The following is a 20340-nucleotide window of genomic DNA, read 5'->3' as shown; positions in this document are numbered from 1 at the left end:
TGCGAATGCAACGAAATAGAAGGTTTATAAAGATTAAGTTTAGCAATCTTTTATAAAATTAACCTTGATACAAAAAAATGTATTATAGCGGTTCTCGACAAGGGTAAAGTACAATTTTGACCTCTCTCCAAACCTCTCTCCTAAAAGGAGAGAGGCTTTGAATTGTTCCCCCTTCCCGCTTCGGGAAGGGTTAGGGGGTTAGGTCTATTTGCATACCTGTACCTCACCAGATTGAAAATGGCTATATTAATCTGATTCCACGGCATTAAACCTACATTCTGGTGCGATCGCGTCTTCTGAATTTTTTCTGGGTTCAACTAGTGAGTAATATGACATACTCATAGGCATTTCCATAATCTGGAAATAACCTATGCACGTTTCCAGAAAGGAATATCTTACTGAATCTCTGCAAGAATCGCGATCGCTTAACAAAATGGCTGGCATTAAGCAATCGAATGCGAGACGCTAAAAATAGCACCTCGCAAACTGTACCGCTTGGCGATCAAAGAGCGCTAATTCCGATTAAACAACCAGAAAATTGTTTATGCTGAGGGACAATCCAGTAGATAGTTGTGCAAATTTTACCTGAGTAAACCCAGAGGCGCTGCCATCAAGGTCAAAGAACAGTCCACCTGTAGCACTGTTATAGATAAATCGTTCATTGCTTGTCGTTGCAGATGTTCCGAGAGTAAACTGACTTGTCTGAAGTGAACCTAGTAATAACCCGCCGCCAAAGCCAGCAGCCGATACCTGAATCACTTCATTAGTCGCGTTAAAGTCATAAATACTGTCAACACCTTTATTGTAATTATTGAAAACAAAGGTATCAGTACCAGTGCCTCCATAAAGGGTATCATTACCAAAGCCACCTATAAGGGTATCATTCCCACTACCACCATAGATCGTGTTTTTACCAGAGGCGCTAGAGGCGGAGATATAATCATTGCCAGCGCCACCATCGAGTAAGTTATCACCCTTTGAATTAGTAGCATCCAAGTTATCGTCCCCAGTGCCACCACTAAGAGTGTTTTTCCCAGACGAGCGAGACTCGTATGTGATGGAGACATCGCGGGGTGAGTAAGGGTCGCTGGGAATATAGCTGTAGTTGCCAGAAATGGAGAGATAATCATTGCCATCACCCCCAGAGAGCAAATTATCGCCTGTTGAACCGCCAGCACTCAAGGTATCCTTACCTGCACCGCCGTTGAGGGTGTTCTTACCAGACGAGCGAGAGTCGTCGGCTCCGTAGTTACCTCCGTCGTAGTAGCCAGAGATGGAGAGATTATCATTGCCATCGTCCCCAGAGAGCAAATTATTGCCTGTTGAACCGCTAGCACTCAAGTTATCGTCACCAGCGCCACCGTTGAGAGTGTTTTTACCAGACGAGCGAGAGCTGTAGTCTTCGTCTGGGTAGCTAAAGCTCTTGTAGCCAGAGATGGAGAGATAATCATTGCCATAGCCCCCAGAGAGCAAATTATTGCCAGCAAGGGAGTCATTCCCCGTACCACCAATGAGAGAGTCATTTCCCGCACCACCAATGAGGGTATCGTCACCCGCACCACCTCGCAGCAAATCATTTCCACTCAAGCCATCGATTTTGTCATTACCGCCTTGACCATTAACTACATCATTTGAGTCCTCTAACCCCGTAATGTTATTGTTGAGGTCATTGAGGAAAGTTACTGTGTTCTTGATGCCCAGGCTAGTATCAGTAGAGTTGGAATCGAGGACATTAAAGCTGTCGGTAATGCTATTTTGACCGTCAAACAGGATATTACCAAGTGCTGGTTTGGCTCCAGAAGCTTTCAGATTCTCCAAATTTTCTAGTTTGAAGTTTTCCAGGATAACTAGGGTATTAGCATTCCCTTCAAAGGAGATTTCCAGGTTGTTGCCATTCTGAAGCAGCAGTAAATTTCGAGCAGTTAATCCTGTACCCTGAAATTTGATGGTGTCCACTTCAGCAATAACTGCTGCTGTCGGGTTAGTTCCTTTACCTATGCCACCAAAATCAGTGATTGTATCAGTGCCGTCGCCCAAGTTGTAAACAAATTTATCCTTGCCACCGCCACCAGTTAAATAATCATTCCCAGTACCACCAATGAGAGTATCATTCCCAGTACCACCCTGTAGTAAGTCGTAGCCGCTGGTTCCAATGATATTTGACATAATTTTTACCTACCTGATTCCATTTTTTCAGTAACTTCAGTTCTCAACTTTGAATTTAGCGCTGTTTTCAGGCACAAAATACTGACCAAAATTGACGTTTTGGCATACTTTATACCTGAAGAATTAGGAACAGTAATATTCATCAAAGATTCATCCTATGAAAAGGCTTTTCAATAGGACTGATTTTTATCTCTCAAACTATCTAAGTCGAATGATACTGTACAAATTAATCAGGGTGTAAATTCAAGTAAATAGTTAACTACTGGCGCAAAAGTTAATTTTTATACGCTTGCACTTGGGAGATTATGCGTGCATATTTACCTTGAAACACAGAACATCTAAATAACCTAACACTAACCATATACTACCATATTTACTTAGATGTCACACACTTGAAATTTAGTTCAAGGTAAGGAGAGATTTATTGTACTCAGGTTAATTAGGACATTTTCGACTTGCTTTGAGGGTGTTTAAAAAGTATGCTAAGTCTGAATTAACTTTGAGAGCGCATGTACATCTGCGGTTTATCTAGTGAGTTCGTCAGGTGTTTTAGCTTACAAGCGATCGCAATTTTTTTGAGAATTTCCGAGCAAAACTTGCGAGTCCGATGTTGCTTGAGTTAGTAAAAACCAAATTTTTGGGATTGTGGGGAAAAGTTTTTTCTTCTTCAACATTTTTCTTTTCCTTTTCTCAGTAATTACCCTGACTTGAATTTCCCCAATTAATTACTAAAATCTAATACTACATTCAATTTAGTATTGGTTCAAATATGAGTATGATTTCATTTAGACCTTTGATTTTGATTATAGGCACAAGTATTGGTTTACTGCCTTTGTTGTCCAACTGGTGCGTCCAAGCACAAAATCAATCACAAAAAATTGAGCTAAAAGTTTATAGTGAAAACGAGCAAAAACAAAGCTGTCCAGACAAGGTAATTGTTACTGAAAAATCCCGTCCTTATCAAGAAGGCAGTTTTGCAACAGATGGCTCTATTAACCTGAGTGCCTATGCCAGTAATATCTCTGTTCAAGCCAGTAATAGGTTTAGTGTTACGTGGGTTGGGACACTCAAACCAAAATATGCTAAATGCCTTGCTTCTGCTGGAATGACTAAGGTTGATGGGCAAGACTACTCTGGAAAGATTAATTATTTACGGATGCACTTTGTTAAAGGTAAAGTTTATTTCATCTTAGATTTGGCTGGTGGCTCTGACCCTAATGATTATCCCCTAGTAGTGCTAAAAAATAGTTTAAAGAATGGCAATCCTGCCTGGGCTTGGGGTGGAAGCGACTAGTACCGCAAAGCGGAAGTCAAAAGTTGACCCTTCGACTACGCTCAGGGTCAAAAGTCAAAAGTGTTATGGAATAAGCTTTTTATAGATTTGAAATGGTTGCTCTATTTACGCCGTGGCCTACTAGAGGTAATACTGGAGTTCGGCGATTATTGTTGAGCAAAAGCTAAGTCACTTTCAATTAACTTGGCATTTGTTAGGTTAGCCCCACTCAAATTGCACAAGTGAAAATTTGCTCCTCTTAGGTCTGTTAGTGACAGATTAGCTCCTGTTAAATCTGCACCAGTGAGGTTGACTTCACTTAAGTTAGCACTACTTAGGTTAGCCCCCTGAAGTGAAGCTTGTTGCAAGTTTGCCTCGCTGAGGTTTGCCCTGATCAGGTATGCTTTACTCAAATCGGCTCCACTTAAATTAGCTTGACTGAGGTCTGCTGCTGTTAAATCAGCTTTAGTTAGATTGGCTTGACTTAAGTCCGCCCAACTCAACGAAGCATAACTTAAGTTAATTTCACTCAGCTTCACTGATGCAAGTACTGCACACCTCAAATTAGCATTAACAAAATTTCTTTCTCCAATTGCATAACGGCGTAAAATTGCATCAGTTGTTACTCTGTCTAACACCGCTTTTGATGCGCCTTGATAACACCATGTAGCTTGTAATAGTTTGGCAGCAGTGTTAACAGCTATCTCATCACTAGAAGCCACAATTACACCATTGCAGCCATCCCATTGGCCGTTAAGCATCAGGGCAATCTCATTAGCGGCAGCAATTGAGTCAAATAATAAAATAGATTCTTTATGCCGTTTTAACCAGTTATTCCAACCAATTGAGATAATATTTTTCATTTCTATAAATTTTGGTCTTTTCAGACGATTACGGCTCTAAGTATCTATCTTGGCTAATAATAATCAAACTGGTGTGTGTAACAACCGACCATTATTGTGCGTGCTTAACGAACGCTTGCTAAAAGTTCTCTCTTGAGAGACGCTGGTTGGGGGCTAAGGGACTTGCAAAAAATCAATTCTCGCAAATTCAAATTATTTATAAATTTGTAAGGGCGCAAGGCCTTGCGCCCCTACGACGGGATATTTTTTTAACTGTTGTTGGGGCTGTCTCTTCCCCTACCCCCCACACCCTACACCCCGCCCCAACTGGGATTGGTCATTAGACTTAAATATGTTCTTGTTGGGTGCGTAAGCGGTTAATCGTAGCGGTTAAAAATAGGAAAATTGCCAAAATAAATACGGTATTTCTGAGCATTAAGTTATCAAAATGTTTGAGTGCGATCGCTACTAATGCCCAGATTGTTACTCCTGTATAAGCGATGTCTCGACGCTGGATGACCATAACTACTGCAACTGCTGTTGCTATCAATACCATGATCAGAGTCCAGGTTACAGCAGAAATCCCCCAACCGTTCCACCTGTGAAAATCCAAGGCAGACGCTACATTGACAATGGTCGCGACGCTAATCCAGCCTAGATAAATGCTAATCGGAAAGTGAATACACCATTTTTTCAGCCGAGGTACACGCGATTTGCCAATTTCTAACTGCACATAGACAGCAATCAAGGGCAACAGAATCAAGAGCATTGCAATGACAGAAAGAGCAAAAAACCGAGACAAAAATAGATATACCCAAATACTTTGAGCAACACAGGCAATCACCAACAGATAACCTGTCTTACGTAAATCAGGCTCATCTCGTTGGTTAGGTAGAGCTTGGTATACCCCAAAAGCAAACAACCCAAGGTAAATCAGCCCCCAGATAGCAAAGGCGTAATTGGCAGGGATAATCAAGACATTTTTAAACAAAGTATTGGAAATTTCCCCGATGTTAAGTCCATTGAGCGGAAAAATGTTCGATACTACGTTGATAACAAAAGCACCAAAGATTGCAGCCAAAGTAACAAGCTGCCGCCAAAGATCCCGGTAATTGCCTCTTGTGGACTGCTGCATAGGATGTTAACTCATAATCTTTTGTGCTTTCTTTCAGCTTACATCTGAAAAGAGTGATGCATATAAGCCACAGCCATATCGAGCAAGTTAATCAGGAGTTAAACTGATTATTGACCTCACTGCTTTTAAGGTACTGTCCATGCAGCTACTTCAAACTACCGACAAAGATTTTTCTGTCAAATTCAAAACTCTTGTAAGCGATCGCCGGGAAGTTACAGTTGATGTTAGTGGGACAGTACGCGAGATTCTAGCTGATGTCAAAGCACGTGGTGATGCCGCAGTCAAGGACTATACTAGCCGTTTCGATCGCAATAATCTTCAATCTTTGCATCTAAGCGAAACCTTTATTGCCGAACACGCCGCCCAATGTCCTACCGATGTTTTGGCAGCGCTGGAATTTGCTGCTGAGAGGATTGTGGCTTTCCATAAAAAACAACTACCGCAAGATATTGGCTACACCGATGCAGTGGGGGTGAAACTGGGATTGAATTGGGTAGCGCTGTCGCAAGTGGGAATTTATGTACCAGGGGGACGGGCTAGCTATCCGAGTTCTTTGTTGATGAATGCCTTACCAGCGAAAATTGCTGGTGTTGAAAGAATTGTCATGACAGTACCGATGCCTGGCGGTGAGATTAATCCCGTTGTATTGGCTGCTGCTCAAGTAGCTGGTGTGACAGAAATATATGGCATTGGTGGGGCGCAAGCGATCGCAGCATTAGCTTATGGTACAGAAAGCATTGCCCCAGTAGATAAAATTGTTGGCCCTGGTAATGCTTATGTTGCTGAAGCCAAGCGTCAAGTCTTTGGCACTGTTGGCATTGATAGCATTGCTGGCCCTTCAGAAATTTTAGTGGTAGCCGACAGCCAAAACAACCCAGATTGGATTGCCTGGGATTTACTATCGCAAGCAGAACACGATCCTAATGCCCAGTCAATCTTAATTACTGATTCAGAAGTCTTCGCGCAACAAGTAATCAAGGCTGTTGAGAAAATTCTCGCCGATTTACCCACCAGAGAAGTTGCCAGTGCTAGTTGGCAAAATTATGCAGCCGTGATTCTGGTTAGCGATTTAGCCGAGAGTATACCACTGCTCAATCAACTAGCTCCAGAACACGTGGAATTGTGTGTGGACAACCCGCAACTCCTTGCCGATCAAATTAAGTGTGCCGGCAGCGTGTTTTTAGGACGCTATACTCCAGAAGCGATTGGTGATTATTTAGGAGGCCCCAACCATGTACTGCCAACTGCCCGTTCTGCCCGCTTTGCTTCTGGTTTGAGTGTCTACGATTTTCTCAAACGAATTACTTTTTTAGAATGTGACAAACAATCATTACAGACAATAGGCAAAGCAGCTATCACCTTAGCAGAGGCAGAAGGTTTGCCAGCCCATGCAGGTAGTGTATCTGTACGCTTGCAATAATAGACCTCTTGCAAAAGTGCTTTTTGCAAGAGGGGGAAAAGGGTAAAGGGTAAAGGTTAAAGGGGAAGGGGACAATACAGAACTTTTTCCCCTTCCCCCCGCCCTTTATCCCCAGAGGGGACCCCACCTTCCTCTTTTCCCGACTTATGCAAGAAGTCTAATGATAAATCATATCATGTCCGCCAAATTACCCATAATAAAAGAACCCCACCCCCAACCCCTCCCCGCCTGCGGGGAGGGGAGACAAAGCACAGCTTTGGCGGGGTGGGGTTCTTCGGGTTTAATAAGCAATCAAGCGGACATGATATCATCACCAAGATGCGATAAATTGCCGTCAAGACAAAAAACTAATTATTGTAGAGACGGCGATTCATCGCGTCTCTTGCCTTAACCAAACAGTATTGAAAGTCGAGTTAAGAGCAAGAGGGAGCGTCTACATTTGACATTGATTAAAAGGTTCTCGAATAAAATAGAGTGCATCGCGTTTTTGAACTTCCATACCGCCTCTATTCCAGCTTCCCCAACGAGTTATAAATTTTTTACCGCGATCGCGACGTTCAATTGCAACAGTAAAATTATTACGGAGTTCCCGATAACATCCATCCAAATTCGTCAAGGTCAAATCTAGTGCTGGAATATTAAATTTATTCTCCCCTTTATTGACAACAAAGAATCCTTCGCTACCCCGCTCCATTAGCAATACAGTCGGACTATCAATTACTGCTAAAACATTTTCTTTGGTATTTTTCCCCTGAGTTCTCCGTTGATGCATAATTTGGCGGAATTTGACACCATATTTGATAAAAGCAGCATCTCTATTATCCCAGTTGAGTATTAAAGGAGTGCCACTTTCTCTCGCCAAAATATAGGCTGTTGCGAGAAAAGAGTCAGAAGGATCGCTATAGGGGTTAATGGCATTGGAATTAATCTCGCGGATAGTATCGTGGTTTCTGCCAAAAGTGACACTACGCGGATCGTTTATGGCTGTGGGAACTCGCAGAGAACGCAAATCGCCACCAAAGCTGAAGGCATTTTTCATTGAATTGTAGAGAACAAAATCTGTGACAGCAGCAATCCAATTATAATTTTCTGCACTGGTATCGCTATCTGTGATTACCTCAAGATAATTCCATGCTTTTCCTTGACTTTGTTGATTCACATAGCTGATGTACTCTTTGACAACATCTGCTGGGATATGCTTGGCAGCATCAAACCGAAATCCATCAATTCCTAAATCTAGCAATTTTTTTAAATGAGCTTTTTGAGTTTTTTTAACATTATTGGTAAATTTCAATTCAGGAAGTCCACCTAACCAACAATTAATTTCTGAATCTCTGTTGCCATCACTATAATTAATGTTACAAGATTTTTTCCCTGGACGGTTTGAGTCTGAATTAAAGTCATTTATAGAAAGACCTGGAAATTTATTTAAATCTTCAAAATCATCATTGCCATCTAAATTAGCCATGTGATTGAAAACAACATCAGCAATCACTTTGACCTGACAACTGTGGGCTTTACTAATAAGGTTTTTTAAATTCAAGAGCGAACCTCTACCTTCGATAATGCTGTAGTCTAAAGGTTGATAGCGTGCCCACCATTCTGGAGCAGGATTAGATTTTTGGGCTGGAGAAATTTGAATGTGAGAATATCCTTGCTTCCCTATTTCACATACAAACTTTTCGATATCAGTGTACTGCTGATCAAATGCATGAAAAATTGCAGAAGGTTTTTCTCCTGCTGATGTCTTAATTGGGTAAATACAAGTTGTGCAGATGACAACTGCACAAATGAAGATATTTTTCATGAAAGATATTACTGCTAAAACGTATGGTGTTTTACTATTAGTTTGCCAGTTTTCTTGGCGGGGTAAAGGGTAAGGAGAAAGGTTTTAAATCCCTTACCCCTTGCCCCCTTTATCCTTTCCCAAGACCTCACAAGCTCGCTAAATGCAGGATTTAAGACTAACTGCCTAACCAAATGCTTTAGCGTCCTTTTGATCAAAGATTTCCACAGAATCGCCACGTCGAATCATGCGTTTTCCCAGATGGGGAAAATCTGCAATTTCCACATCAAGATTTTCTCCTCCCATTAAGTAAACTAAGTTTTCCTCTCCTGTATTCCTGAGATGGTGGGCTACTGAAGGAGTTGGAAATGCCATAAAGTCTCCTGGGAAAACCTCAAATTCTTCCCCATCGATTTCTGCGTAGGCGTAGCCCGCCGCAGGCATCGCTTGTCCTGATAAAATATAAATCCATTCTTCCTCACAGTGGTGGGAATGGTAAACAAAAGATTCTTTCCCCGCAGGAATAACAGCAAAGTTGACCCCAGTCCGCTTTAGCCCAACCGTGCGTCCCATATATGTCCCCGATATTTCCGAATTTGGATTCCAAGGGTGAGAGAAGGTCTGCATACTGTCGGCAATCTCTTCAGCACGCAAAATGAAAGATTTTTTGTTTGTCATATTTATTCACTGTTTCAGTAAAACATTTCAGCAATCATTGTTCTCACGCATTCAATCTGGCTCAATCTCCTGCAATTCAATGACATCAGGTTCTATAAATTTCTATTTCAACATTATCTACTTATTACAAAGCTGAATTTAGGCAGATTATATTCTCATATCATGTCCGCATAATTAGTTATGCTAACCACAGTTATTACACCCCACCCCCAACCCCTCCCCACTTGCGGGGAGACAAAGCTACGCTTTGGCGGGGTGGAGTTCTTCGGGTTTAATAAGCAATCAAGCGGACATGATATCAAACCAATGCTTGGATACTAAAGTGAAGAACTCTCCCCTGCTCCCCTGCACAAGATTTTGAGAGATGTGGTGAGAAATCCGGGTAGAAACTTCAATAAGTGGATAGAGTTTGTCAAAGCCAGTTACCAACTAAAACATAAGGTGCCCAGTAACCAGGACGACTGTAATTGGGATAATCATTTAACAACTTTATTTGGGCACGACGTAAGGCTTCAGCCTTTGTCACCTCAGTTTTAACTAACTCACGATAAAATTCACCAATTAAGATAGCAGTAGATTTATCATTGATATGCCATAGTGAAGCCAAGGTACTACGGGCACCAGCTTTCACGGATGCTCCTGCTAACCCTAGCGTGGCGCGATTGTCACCAGTAGCAGTTTGGCAAGCACTTAACACCAACATTTCCAAGGCTTCTGAGCGAGTTTGATCTCGACGGCGCAGCAGGCTATCAAATTCCGTGACGTTGATCGGGCCATCATCTGCAAGTATAAAAGTATTCTCAACATTAGAACTAAATTGACCGTGGGTTGCCAGATGTAACACATTAAATGGCACAGTATTTACCTTACTCTCTAGGTTTTTGCTGTTGAAGTCTCGATTTAGTAACTGGGTAGTAGATGCGATCGCTTGGGAAATAGAGTCGAATTCTGATTTAATTTCTGGTAGCGGTGGAAATTCCTGTTGAAAGCCTTGTGGTGGTTGCACTAACCCGGCAGCTAGTACATTGAGTTTTGTTTGTGTCAAGGGTTTGAGTTCGAGTAACTGGAGTCCCAAGCTGAGTGCTACAGCGTATTTTTCTACCAGATATTGCTGACCATCATACAGTATAGCCATTGGCACATTTCGCAATATGCCATCTAGTACAAATACAAGGGTTTTGACTCCACTATCTTTTAAATCTGACTCAATTTCTTTGATTAACCACCCATAGACTTCTTGTGATAACGCCTGCACTTCTTCATTGCGATCGGGTTCTAATAGATACTCTCTGAGTTGTTTTATAGTACCTTCTACCTCATTTTGTGACTTTTTCGCTGTATAATTACGCAGTGGTTGTTGAGGAATTTTGACAATGACTTGGAGTTGAGTAGGCAGAATAATTGGATAAATAATTGCGGCTGTGGGATTATCTTTATCTACCACTGTGTCAAGCAAAACAGTTTTGGCATTAATGCAAGCTTCCCGAAAAAAGTCGTCTAATTCTGCCAGTTGAAGTGCTTCAATCCTCTGTCTAGCTTTGTCTAAGGTTAGTTCGCTTGGATGAGTTTGCTGAAACTGCAACAATAATTCTACGGACTCTCGATATACAGGTTCTACACTTTCTTTAAAGGAAAACTGGACATTTCTATTCATAACCACTAAGTCACTACGGAGAGTCTGCAACACACCGATCGCAGTATCATAGTTAGCAATAGCGCTCTCTATCTCTCCCTGCTGTTTTAACAAGCGTCCTAACTGCCAATGCCAAAGATAAGCGATATCTGGGGCGTTGATTGTTTCGGCTACGAGCAGTGCCTGTTCGGTGAGATTCTGGGCTATTGACCATTGTTTAGTTTGTTCGTATACACTACCTAGAGTTCCCAGAGCAAAGCTCTCGGCTCGTTTATCTGCTAAATCTTGAGCTTGTTGCAAGGCTTTGGCGCAAATTTGAGCGATCGCTTCGGGTGTAGTCCCGAATTTCATCAAGCTTTGAGCTAGATTAATCTGTGCATAAATAGTTTTCACAGAAGCAGGTAGTTGTGCCAGTTGAGTTTGGATTTGCGGCAATAGTGTATGTACGGCGGCTGTTTGTCCCGTGTTCACTAGTAAGTTCAACTGATTAACTTGAGCCTGAACTTTGCTAATTTGGTTAGGAGCGATCGCAGCAGCTTGCTGATAGAATTCTATTGCCCCTTTAAAATCTTGCTGTCCTTGTGCTGTGTTGCCTAAACTAAACAAAGCAGCGCTCACATCTTGGGGAGAATCCAATTTTTGGGCGATTGACAAACTTTGCTTTAATACCCGACGGGAATGATCCAAATCTCCAGCTAATTGCAGAGCATTCCCGAAAGCCCGTAATTCTACTGCTTTACTGACTGAATCAGGTTTTGATTGTAACTGATACTGCAATTTAGTCAAGATTCTTAAACCCTGACGGTAAAATCCCAAAACTTGCCATGCTTGTGCTTGATTGATGCGATCGCGGATAATGCCATTTTGATCGCCTAATTGCCTATAGCTGGCTTCCGCACGTTGCCAGGTGTTAAGTGCCTGTTCAGCTTGTCCCAAGTCTAGTTGAATACTACCTTGAATATCTAGAATTGGAGCCAAAACCTGAAGATTTTGGGCAGGAGATGATTTTTCGAGCAACTTCAAGCTATCTGTAATTGCCTGTTGCGCTGGTGGCAAATTACCCAGTTTTTGATATGCCAAGGCCAAATTACTTAATGCTACAGCTTGCTGTAATTCATTGCCTTGACTGCCAAAATTTTTAACTGCTTGTTGCAAAACTTTAACCGCTTCTGCAAATTTTTCTGCCTCATACAGCACTTTACCCTGTTGCAACAAGTCTTGTGTTTGTGCAGAAGGATTTTGAATTGACACTCCAAGAGTTGCGATATTTTGTGTCTCTATAGTTGCAGCAACAGGAAAAGCAATAACGCACAAAAAAACTGTCACCAGAACTAAGAGCATGAAAACAGGCAACTTATGAATTTTAAAAGGATGAATCAACCATATATTAAATCCGTCACATATCCGTTGCCACTGATTGTTTTTATGAATCTTTGGTTTCATCGGAATTCCTCCCTTGAATCTTGGAGTAACGAATTATTGACCACAAGACATAGCAGAGGGAATAAAATGGTTTATTGTCATCAGTTTCAAACCTATTTTTTATTTACAAGCCAAGATTATGCGACAACTGCCGCATAATCTTTGCCTTTGATCGCATTTCTGGCAAAGCATTCTTAAAGGCGATCGCAGCAACTCTTTTTAACTTTTATCCACTGAATAATATGATTTTCAGGAAACACCAGGATCATCAGCAGTTTTGATCTCTTTTAAAATTCGTTCTACTTGGTTAACTTTTTCACCTCTATTCTGTTCTTTGAAAATATTTAAAGCTTTTTCTAAAGAAGATAGCGCCTCGTCTTTTTTATTTGTTTGCCACAATGCTAGTGCAAAATTAGTTAGCCCTTCGCCATAATTAGGATTAATTTCCAGAGCTTTTTGATATTCAGTAATGGCTTCTTGCCAGCGACTTTGGCTTGCATAAACCATACCGATCGCATTGTAAGCTAGAGCGTATTTTGGCCGGAGGCGAATAGCTTCTCGAAAAGAGCTAATTGCATCTTCTGGTTTCTTTTGCCGAAAAAGTACATTTCCCAGTTGAAAGTGTCCGAAGGCATCTTCTGGGAATTTTTTAATTAATTTGCGTAAATTTTCCTCTGCACCTGTTAAGTCTCCCTGACTAAATAAATTATTGGCTTGTTGCAGGAGTTGCGATCGCTCTGGTGTCCCTGTGTCTGAAAACTGTGCTAGTTGTTGTGGTTGTCTCCGTACAGACTGTTCTGGCGAATGCAAAGAACCTTGTCCAGGAACCGCTAAGACTAATGGTGATATCCCCATTACACTTATGATACTCAGCATCATACAGCCAATAGGTTGAACAAATGCTGATTTGGATTTGCACTTCACCTTCATCGCCTTGAATGCCTCAATAATGTTCTAATCTTTATGATAAATTGGCCTGCGTTAGCGCGTAATGCATCACAAGAGAGACAATAAGGGCGCATATATGTGCGCCCCTATTAAGCTCATTGGCAATTATTTACACACCTTCCCGTAACTTATCCAACACACCCCGATCTTCTAATGTTGAAGTATCTCCAGAGACTTCTTGCCCAGCAGCTAGATTCCGCAATAAGCGCCGCATAATCTTACCCGATCGCGTTTTGGGCAAAGCGTCTGTAAAGCGGATTTCTCCGGGACGAGCGATCGCACCAATTTCTTTGACAACGTGCAGTTTGAGTTCTTTACTCAGTTCCTCACTTCCCTGATAAGTGCCTTCTAAAGTCACAAAAGCAACTACTTCTTCACCCTTAAGTTCATCTGGCTTACCCACTACCGCCGCTTCTGCAACTGCTGGATGCGAAACTAAGGCTGATTCTACTTCCATTGTACCGAGTCGGTGTCCTGATACGTTCAATACGTCATCCACCCGACCCATTACCCAAAAGTAGCCGTCTGCATCAAGTCTAGCGCCATCGCCAGCAAAGTAAGTATAGTTACCATCCTTGGGTGGAATGTGTTCCCAGTAGGTGCGGCGGAAGCGTTCTGGATCGCCGTAGACTGTCCGCATCATTCCTGGCCACGGATGGCGCACCGCTAGATAACCGCCTTCGTTATTGGGTACGGTGTTCCCTTCCAAATCTACGACATCTGCAATAATTCCTGGGAAAGGAAGAGTTGCGGAACCGGGTTTTGTGGGAATTGCCCCTGGTAGCGGTGTAATCATAATACCGCCGGTTTCCGTTTGCCACCAGGTATCAACAATTGGACAGCGATCGCCACCAATTACTTTGTGATACCACATCCAAGCTTCTGGGTTAATTGGTTCGCCGACGCTTCCCAACAAACGCAACGAAGACAAGTTTCGCGCATTAGGATGTTGTTCACCCATCTTAATAAATGCCCGAATTGCCGTAGGTGCGGTATAAAAAATATTAACGCCATATTTTTCAATTACATCCCAGAAACAACCAGGATTAGAAGCACGGGGCGCACCTTCATACATTACCGTGGTTGCACCGTTGGAAAGAGGACCATAGACAATGTAGCTGTGTCCCGTAATCCAACCTACATCGGCGGTACACCAATATACATCTGTGTCTTGGAGGTCAAAGATCCACTTGGTGGTTATGTGGGTATACAAATTATAACCAGCAGTTGTATGCACTACACCCTTCGGTTTGCCCGTGCTGCCTGAAGTATAGAGGACAAACAGCATATCTTCGCTGTCCATTGGTTCGGCGGGACAATCTGCTGATACTCCTTTTTGCAAATCATGCCACCAATGATCGCGTCCGCCCAATTGCATATAAGTTTCCTGTCCGGTGCGCTTGACAACGAGGACATTTTCTACACTGGGAACAGCACCATCAGCTAAGGCTTTATCTACCTGTTCTTTGAGAGGGACGATCGCATCTTTGCGCCAACCACCATCAGCCGTGATTACCAGTTTAGCTGTAGCATCAATTAAGCGATCGCGCAAAGCTTCGGCACTAAAACCACCAAATACTACGCCGTGGGGTGCGCCAATTCGGGCACAGGCTAACATAGCGATCGCAGCTTCGGGAATCATCGGCATATATATACCAACGCGATCGCCTTTTTTTACACCCAGTTGCTTCAATACATTGGCAAACTGGCAAACTTCCCGGTGCAGTTGGGCGTAAGTTAGGGTACGCGAATCACCTGGTTCTCCTTCCCAAATCAATGCTGCTTTATTTTTGCGCCAGGTAGTGAGATGTCTGTCAAGGCAGTTGTAAGAAATGTTTATCTTACCACCAACGAACCACTTAGCAAAAGGTGGTTGCCAATCTAATACTGTATCCCATTTTTGGAACCATTCTAATTCTGTTCCAGCCAAATCTGCCCAAAATTGCTGTGGATCGGCTTTGGCTTTATCGTAGAGGCGCTGATAGTCTTCCAGGCTTTTGATATGGGCATTCTGCGAGAATTCCGAGGGAGGATGGAAGAGGCGATTCTCTTGGAGGATTGATTCTATAGTTGGTTGAGACATGGTTAGTTATGAGTGCGATCGCTATTGTTACTAAAAACCATTCTTAGCCCAATTGTGCTAGACAATGTTTAGATTTTCGTTAAGCTAGATAGAAATTGCCGAGTTATTTAGTTTACATTCATTTTCATCTAGTAAAAGCAAGCGATCAAGAAATGTAAAGACGTTACATTGCAACCTATTTACCGCCAATGTTGCAAAATATAAGTAGTCTTGACAAACAACGCCTGAAACTATGACGCTCACTGTTGAAGCTAGCAGCTCATCTCTCAACGATGTTCATCGCTTTCTCAAACTAGAAGAACTTTCAGATGGTTCATTCACAGATTTCTTAAATTTAGAACCGTTGACAGAGTTGGAACAGGAAGATTTATTGCGAATTAGAAACGACTTCCGTCGTTATCTCAGGCTTGGTAAAATTTCTGAAGGGTTGGTGAAATTTATAACGATCGCACCATTAATGCGGTTAGCTGGATTTTACGATGTGCCAATTCGGTTGACAATGGAAGATAGCATTGCGATCGCAGTCGAAGATGAAGACAGAAGAATTACCGGACGGATGGATATTTTAGCAATCAACAATCCCCAAAGTAATATTGCGCCGCCTTTTTGGGTTGTAGTAATTGAAACGAAAAATAGTGCGATTGAAGTGGGTGAAGGTTTACCTCAATTACTCACTTATGCTTTTAAAAGTTTAGACCAACAACCGTCTGTTTGGGGACTGGTAACTAACGGACTGCGTTATCAATTTGTTTATTTAAGACATGACGAACAGTCCACTTATCAGTTAATGCCATTATTAAATCTCAATGAATTTCCAGATGCAATTGAGTTATTGCAAGTTTTCAAAGCCATTTGTCAGTTACCAAATTTTCAGTAAAATGAACGTATAATTGCGGGGTGATCGCTGATGTCTGAACCTGCTACTCTAGAAATCATTTCTGATGGTATTTCAGAAGACGAAGTTATTTTTCCTCCTGGCGATATACTGAGTGACGAACCACCCTTGGAAAGTGACCTACACCGAGAACAAATTGATTTGCTGATTCGCATCCTCAAATTGTGGTGGCGAGATAAACAAGATTTTTATGCTTCTGGCAATTTGACGATTTACTACAGTCCTAACCAGAAAAAATCAGAACATTTCCGCGGCCCAGACTTTTTTGTAGTTTTAGGAACTCAGAAAAAAGACCGTAAGAGTTGGGTAGTTTGGCAAGAAGACGGCAAATATCCAAATGTGATTGTGGAAATTTTGTCAAGCTCAACGACAGCAGTTGATAAAGGTTTAAAAAAACAAGTTTACCAAGATACATTCCGTACACCAGATTATTTCTGGTTTGACCCTGTAACAATGGAACTTCAGGGATTTCATTTAGTTGATGGTAAGTATCAAGAAATCCAAGTAACCACTGATGGCCGTTTGTGGAGTCAGCAGTTAGAACTTTATTTGGGAGTTTATGAAGGTAAATTAAGATTCTTCACTACTGAAAATGAATTGATACTATCATCAGAAGAATTGGCGGAACTTGAACGTTTACGTGCCCAACAGGCAGAAGAACGCGCCCAACAAGCAGAGCAAGAAATTGCTCGACTGCGGGAGGTTTTACGTACACAGGGCATCGACCTAGAGAATATTTAATGACATCAGGAAATTAACTAAAGACATTTTCAAGTTAAAATCTAGTTAAAAGTGTGTAAAAAAAGCGTAATCTTCTGAAAGTAGGGCATCGTTTGCAAGCACAAGAAATTAAGGATAAGCTAAAGTCCCTTATCGAGCAAGCCTCCTCGATAGATCATAATTTAGCGAGAAGATTAGATGAAATCAATCGCTGGGTAAAGGATATTAAGCCAGGTTCCCTGACTGCAAAACCTTTTGTCCTTGCCTTTCTCCTAGAGGTGATTACGGATTCTACAATTTGGTTGATAATCAAATCCCTACCTTCAGAAGAACAAAAAGCAAAATTCGAGCAAATGACGCCGATTGAGAGATATTGGTATGGTTATCTCTTTCCCAGATGGTTCAATGCAAGTGACTCCAAGTTTTATATTTGGAAACAAAAACTAATGGCAGGCGAATTTAATCAGGTAGATCATGATATCATTAAATCTATAGCTCAAGATATTGTCAGTCGAGAAGGTAGTTTTTGGCAGCGTTATATTGCCGACCTTTCTATGGCAACAGATTTAATTGTTAGTCGTAACAATCAACCACTGTGCATTCAAGTTACCAGTGTTAGTGAAGAACTTAATCATCAAAAGTACGAGGCTTGGCAAAATACACTGCGATCGTGGGAAATCGAGAGAGGATTGTTCTTAAGTTACAATCCCAAGGATGCTAATTTTGTGAACCAGTTAGTCAACGTGGCCCTGTATAACAGTGATTATCTTTCTGGTGGCAAATATTTAAAATTTTCGTGAAATTTCAGGAATTTGATATTTCAGATTTGTGTCTAGCCTACATACTTACGTGCTAATTAGAGCTTTTATGGCTAATCAAAGAGAAACTCACTGCAACAATCAAGTAGATACGTTTGCTGAAGCTTTAGCGACAGCACGACAAATGCAGCAAAACTGGCTAACTTATGGGGTTGATTTTGTCAATATTTACGTTGAAGATGTGGAGGGAGACTGGCTTGAAACGTGGGGACATGATGAAATATTAGGTAATTTTCAATTAGATACTATTAAAGAATTTCTGGTAAGTAATGATAGTGTAGCTATTAGGGTAAGAGAGCATTTAGGAGAGCGATCGCTCTTTGATTTTGCATTAAACTTAGATGAATCTTGGAGAATTTCCCAAACCAATGACAGGTTATCTGCTGTAAAAAATCTGTTAGCTGGTGAAGGACATAGTATTGATACAGATGACATCAGGTTATTGGATTTAGCTGATAGTCTGGTGGTAAAGTTGGCAGAGATTTTGTGAAATTTTTAGTTGCGTAGTGGTAGAGTAAATCTTGAAGTTTTATGTTGGTTGCCCTTGGGTGGTATGTAGGCGATCGCTTTTCCAGATAAGCTTTAATAATCTTTGGAATGTGCAATTTTTATCACTGTTAGTAGCAAGGGTTGATCTTGAATCTTGACTTTAAAGACAAAAGTTGCATGGTGAATTCCAAAAATCATACGCTGCACTTTCGCCGCTATGTCTCCACAAGCTTGAGGTACGCTACTAGCTGGCTGCGCTGCCAAATCTTCCACAATACGTACTAAGCGCTTGTTTCTTCTCGCATCTCCTAAGTCTGCTTGTTGCAATTCTGACTCTGCCCATTTTTGCATGATGCACCATCACCCGCAACTATACTTTCTCTCAAAACTATACCCATCAACCGTTTCGGTCTATTTTTAAGTATTTTGTCTGTTTGTTAAGAGGTTGTTTGAAAAGTAGTTAGCTGTAATTTTAATTACATTATCACCCCCCCTTAATTCACCCTTGTAAAGGGGGGAAACAAAAAAAATCTGGTTCCCTCCCCTTTCTAAGGGGAGGGTTAGGGTGGGGTAAAAAATATTTGATACATCAATTATGACTTTTCAAACATCCTCTAAGAAAGATCCGGGTAATGGATAACCCCAAGGGAGAGGGGCTGGGGGTGAGGGCAAAATATGGTAAGATCCCAGCCCACAAGATTGAATAATTTATTTGCTGACTTGATAAATTGGTTTAACCTGACGATAAGTATTAAGTAAGCTGAGAAATTTATTCCCATCAAAATTTATCGGGTCAACTTTTTTACCAGAGCGGTCTACTAAATGGTGCGTAGTGATGCGATCGTCTGGGACTTGACTTTGAGCAATTAACCAAGCAAGAGAATTATATTGAGCCTCCGTGTAGCCGCTATGGGTTTGTTGACTGCCACTGTCATAACTATCTGGCGGTGTTTCCAAAGAGACGTGATAAGCAAAATTATTCACAGACGCGGGTAAAGTTGGATTAGTCTGCACAGTTTCCACTCCCTGTGGAGTCTCAAATACTGAGTTAGCTGCACCAAAAGCCCGCTTTTCTGGTGGTACTAGATAAACTACCGTTCCGTCTAACTTGATTAAAGCGTGGTAACTTGCTTGCACACTTTCATCGTCATGGGCTACTTGAAAGAAATTGATGGCGCTAGAAGCTGAATAACCAGTTTCATGGATGACGATAATTGGTTGGTTGCTGAGAAGAACGCCGTTAGCATCTTGGGTGTACCGTTCTCCATAGTTAGTTGGGTTAACTGAGACAACTTGATAATTAGGTCTGTACTGTGCAAAAGCTTGAGTGGTTACATACCTTGCTACAGGCTGGTTAGTCTTGACTGGGGACTTGACAACATTTTGAAATTTCTTCTCTGGCTCTTTCGCTGATTGAAATTGCGCTTGGGGATATTTACTGAAAGCTGTAACCTGTGGATTGGCTGCACGGGAGGTTGTCGGATTGTTGTGTAATTTTGTTGCTCGTCCAATTAGCAGCACTACAATTAAAGTGGCGAACATCAGCCAGATTAGTAGCACTCTAGTCACCCAGTCTGTAAACTTCATTTTTCTAATACCCGTAAAACGGTAGATATTAATTTATAGCTAAACTGGCGTGTCAGTTGTAGAGGCGCACTTCTGTAAACCCCTACCGCTCATGGTATCCAAATAATAATCGCTATAATACCTTAATTCTAGTCAAATATACCTTGATAATCCCTGCAATAGTGCTGTTAAAAGCCATTTAATTTCAATGCCGTGGGTAGTGGATTCGCGGGTGTGAAAGTCTTCATCGTGTAGCGCTGTTAATCATGTTTTACCCGCATCCTCTTCACCAACTACTAGCAGCTTAGAAAAATATTATCCTTTAGCTTCTAACCTGGCTCGAAGATAGGTCAAAATTGCCTCCGTTCCCTGCTCAACAATTTCAGGCGGTGGCGAGCTTAATTGTGGATTGTTAGAGAGGAATAGCATTCTCAAGTTGGAGAGTTGGCAGATTTCTGGCGGCAGG

General features: G+C 41.7%; 15 protein-coding genes and 1 pseudogene. 6 read left to right on the top strand and 10 right to left on the bottom strand.

Annotation, left to right across the window (positions count from 1 at the left end; genetic code table 11):
• Nucleotides 1-522: 522 nt before the first annotated feature.
• Complete coding sequence (locus tag RMY16_RS27740; RefSeq protein WP_322739064.1) at nucleotides 523-2166, bottom strand: calcium-binding protein; 1644 nt, start codon at nucleotides 2164-2166, stop codon at nucleotides 523-525.
• A gap of 769 nt (nucleotides 2167-2935) precedes the next feature.
• Here RMY16_RS27740 and RMY16_RS27735 point away from each other — a divergent pair.
• Nucleotides 2936-3460 carry a hypothetical protein gene (locus RMY16_RS27735; protein ID WP_322739063.1) on the top strand — a complete coding sequence of 175 codons (525 nt, stop codon included), beginning with the start codon at nucleotides 2936-2938 and terminating at the stop codon, nucleotides 3458-3460.
• Between the two features lie 146 nt (nucleotides 3461-3606).
• Here RMY16_RS27735 and RMY16_RS27730 read toward each other — a convergent pair whose 3' ends face one another.
• Nucleotides 3607-4302 carry a pentapeptide repeat-containing protein gene (locus RMY16_RS27730; RefSeq protein WP_322739062.1) on the bottom strand — a complete coding sequence of 232 codons (696 nt, stop codon included), beginning with the start codon at nucleotides 4300-4302 and terminating at the stop codon, nucleotides 3607-3609.
• A gap of 325 nt (nucleotides 4303-4627) precedes the next feature.
• On the bottom strand, nucleotides 4628-5416 hold the full coding sequence (locus tag RMY16_RS27725; protein ID WP_322739061.1) for a tryptophan-rich sensory protein: 789 nt from the start codon (nucleotides 5414-5416) through the stop codon (nucleotides 4628-4630).
• A gap of 139 nt (nucleotides 5417-5555) precedes the next feature.
• Here RMY16_RS27725 and hisD point away from each other — a divergent pair, with 139 nt between their 5' ends.
• Complete coding sequence (gene hisD, locus RMY16_RS27720; protein WP_322739060.1) at nucleotides 5556-6836, top strand: histidinol dehydrogenase; 1281 nt, start codon at nucleotides 5556-5558, stop codon at nucleotides 6834-6836.
• A gap of 433 nt (nucleotides 6837-7269) precedes the next feature.
• Here the strand turns inward: hisD and RMY16_RS27715 are convergent, their stop codons facing one another.
• From RMY16_RS27715 to acs, 5 genes are all read right to left on the bottom strand, one after another.
• Nucleotides 7270-8643, bottom strand: a complete 1374-nt coding sequence (locus RMY16_RS27715; protein ID WP_322739059.1) for an alpha-amylase family glycosyl hydrolase — start codon at nucleotides 8641-8643, stop codon at nucleotides 7270-7272.
• Between the two features lie 165 nt (nucleotides 8644-8808).
• Complete coding sequence (locus RMY16_RS27710; RefSeq protein WP_322739058.1) at nucleotides 8809-9300, bottom strand: cupin domain-containing protein; 492 nt, start codon at nucleotides 9298-9300, stop codon at nucleotides 8809-8811.
• A gap of 412 nt (nucleotides 9301-9712) precedes the next feature.
• A complete protein-coding gene (locus RMY16_RS27705; RefSeq protein ID WP_322739071.1) occupies nucleotides 9713-12274 on the bottom strand; it encodes a CHAT domain-containing protein in 2562 nt (853 codons plus the stop codon).
• A 330-nt stretch (nucleotides 12275-12604) separates the two neighbouring features.
• Complete coding sequence (locus RMY16_RS27700) at nucleotides 12605-13285, bottom strand: tetratricopeptide repeat protein (RefSeq protein ID WP_322739057.1); 681 nt, start codon at nucleotides 13283-13285, stop codon at nucleotides 12605-12607.
• Nucleotides 13286-13412: 127 nt separating this feature from the next.
• Nucleotides 13413-15386 carry an acetate--CoA ligase gene (gene acs, locus RMY16_RS27695; protein ID WP_322739056.1) on the bottom strand — a complete coding sequence of 658 codons (1974 nt, stop codon included), beginning with the start codon at nucleotides 15384-15386 and terminating at the stop codon, nucleotides 13413-13415.
• 232 nt (nucleotides 15387-15618) lie between these two features.
• Between acs and RMY16_RS27690 the strand changes: the two genes are divergently transcribed.
• The 4 genes from RMY16_RS27690 (at nucleotide 15619) to RMY16_RS27675 (ending at nucleotide 18309) form a co-directional block, all read left to right on the top strand.
• Complete coding sequence (locus RMY16_RS27690) at nucleotides 15619-16263, top strand: restriction endonuclease subunit R (protein ID WP_322739055.1); 645 nt, start codon at nucleotides 15619-15621, stop codon at nucleotides 16261-16263.
• Nucleotides 16264-16293: 30 nt separating this feature from the next.
• Nucleotides 16294-17022 (top strand): Uma2 family endonuclease, encoded by a 729-nt coding sequence (locus tag RMY16_RS27685; protein ID WP_322739054.1) that lies wholly within the window; start codon nucleotides 16294-16296, stop codon nucleotides 17020-17022.
• Between the two features lie 92 nt (nucleotides 17023-17114).
• Nucleotides 17115-17801: a hypothetical protein gene (locus RMY16_RS27680; protein ID WP_322668810.1), complete on the top strand. Its 687-nt coding sequence runs from the start codon at nucleotides 17115-17117 to the stop codon at nucleotides 17799-17801.
• Between the two features lie 67 nt (nucleotides 17802-17868).
• Nucleotides 17869-18309, top strand: a complete 441-nt coding sequence (locus RMY16_RS27675) for a hypothetical protein (protein WP_322668809.1) — start codon at nucleotides 17869-17871, stop codon at nucleotides 18307-18309.
• 177 nt (nucleotides 18310-18486) lie between these two features.
• On the opposite strand, the pseudogene RMY16_RS27670 reads toward RMY16_RS27675, so the two are convergent.
• Nucleotides 18487-18659: pseudogene (locus RMY16_RS27670) on the bottom strand (transposase); the annotation flags it as partial.
• A 357-nt stretch (nucleotides 18660-19016) separates the two neighbouring features.
• Nucleotides 19017-19895, bottom strand: a complete 879-nt coding sequence (locus RMY16_RS27665) for a peptidoglycan recognition family protein (protein ID WP_322739053.1) — start codon at nucleotides 19893-19895, stop codon at nucleotides 19017-19019.
• Nucleotides 19896-20340 lie beyond the last annotated feature (445 nt).

The organism is Nostoc sp. DedQUE12b (assembly GCF_034530835.1).
Classification (GTDB): domain Bacteria; phylum Cyanobacteriota; class Cyanobacteriia; order Cyanobacteriales; family Nostocaceae; genus Nostoc.
The sequence above is the reverse complement of the archived record's forward strand: the minus strand, read 5'-3'. Positions and strand labels throughout refer to the sequence as shown.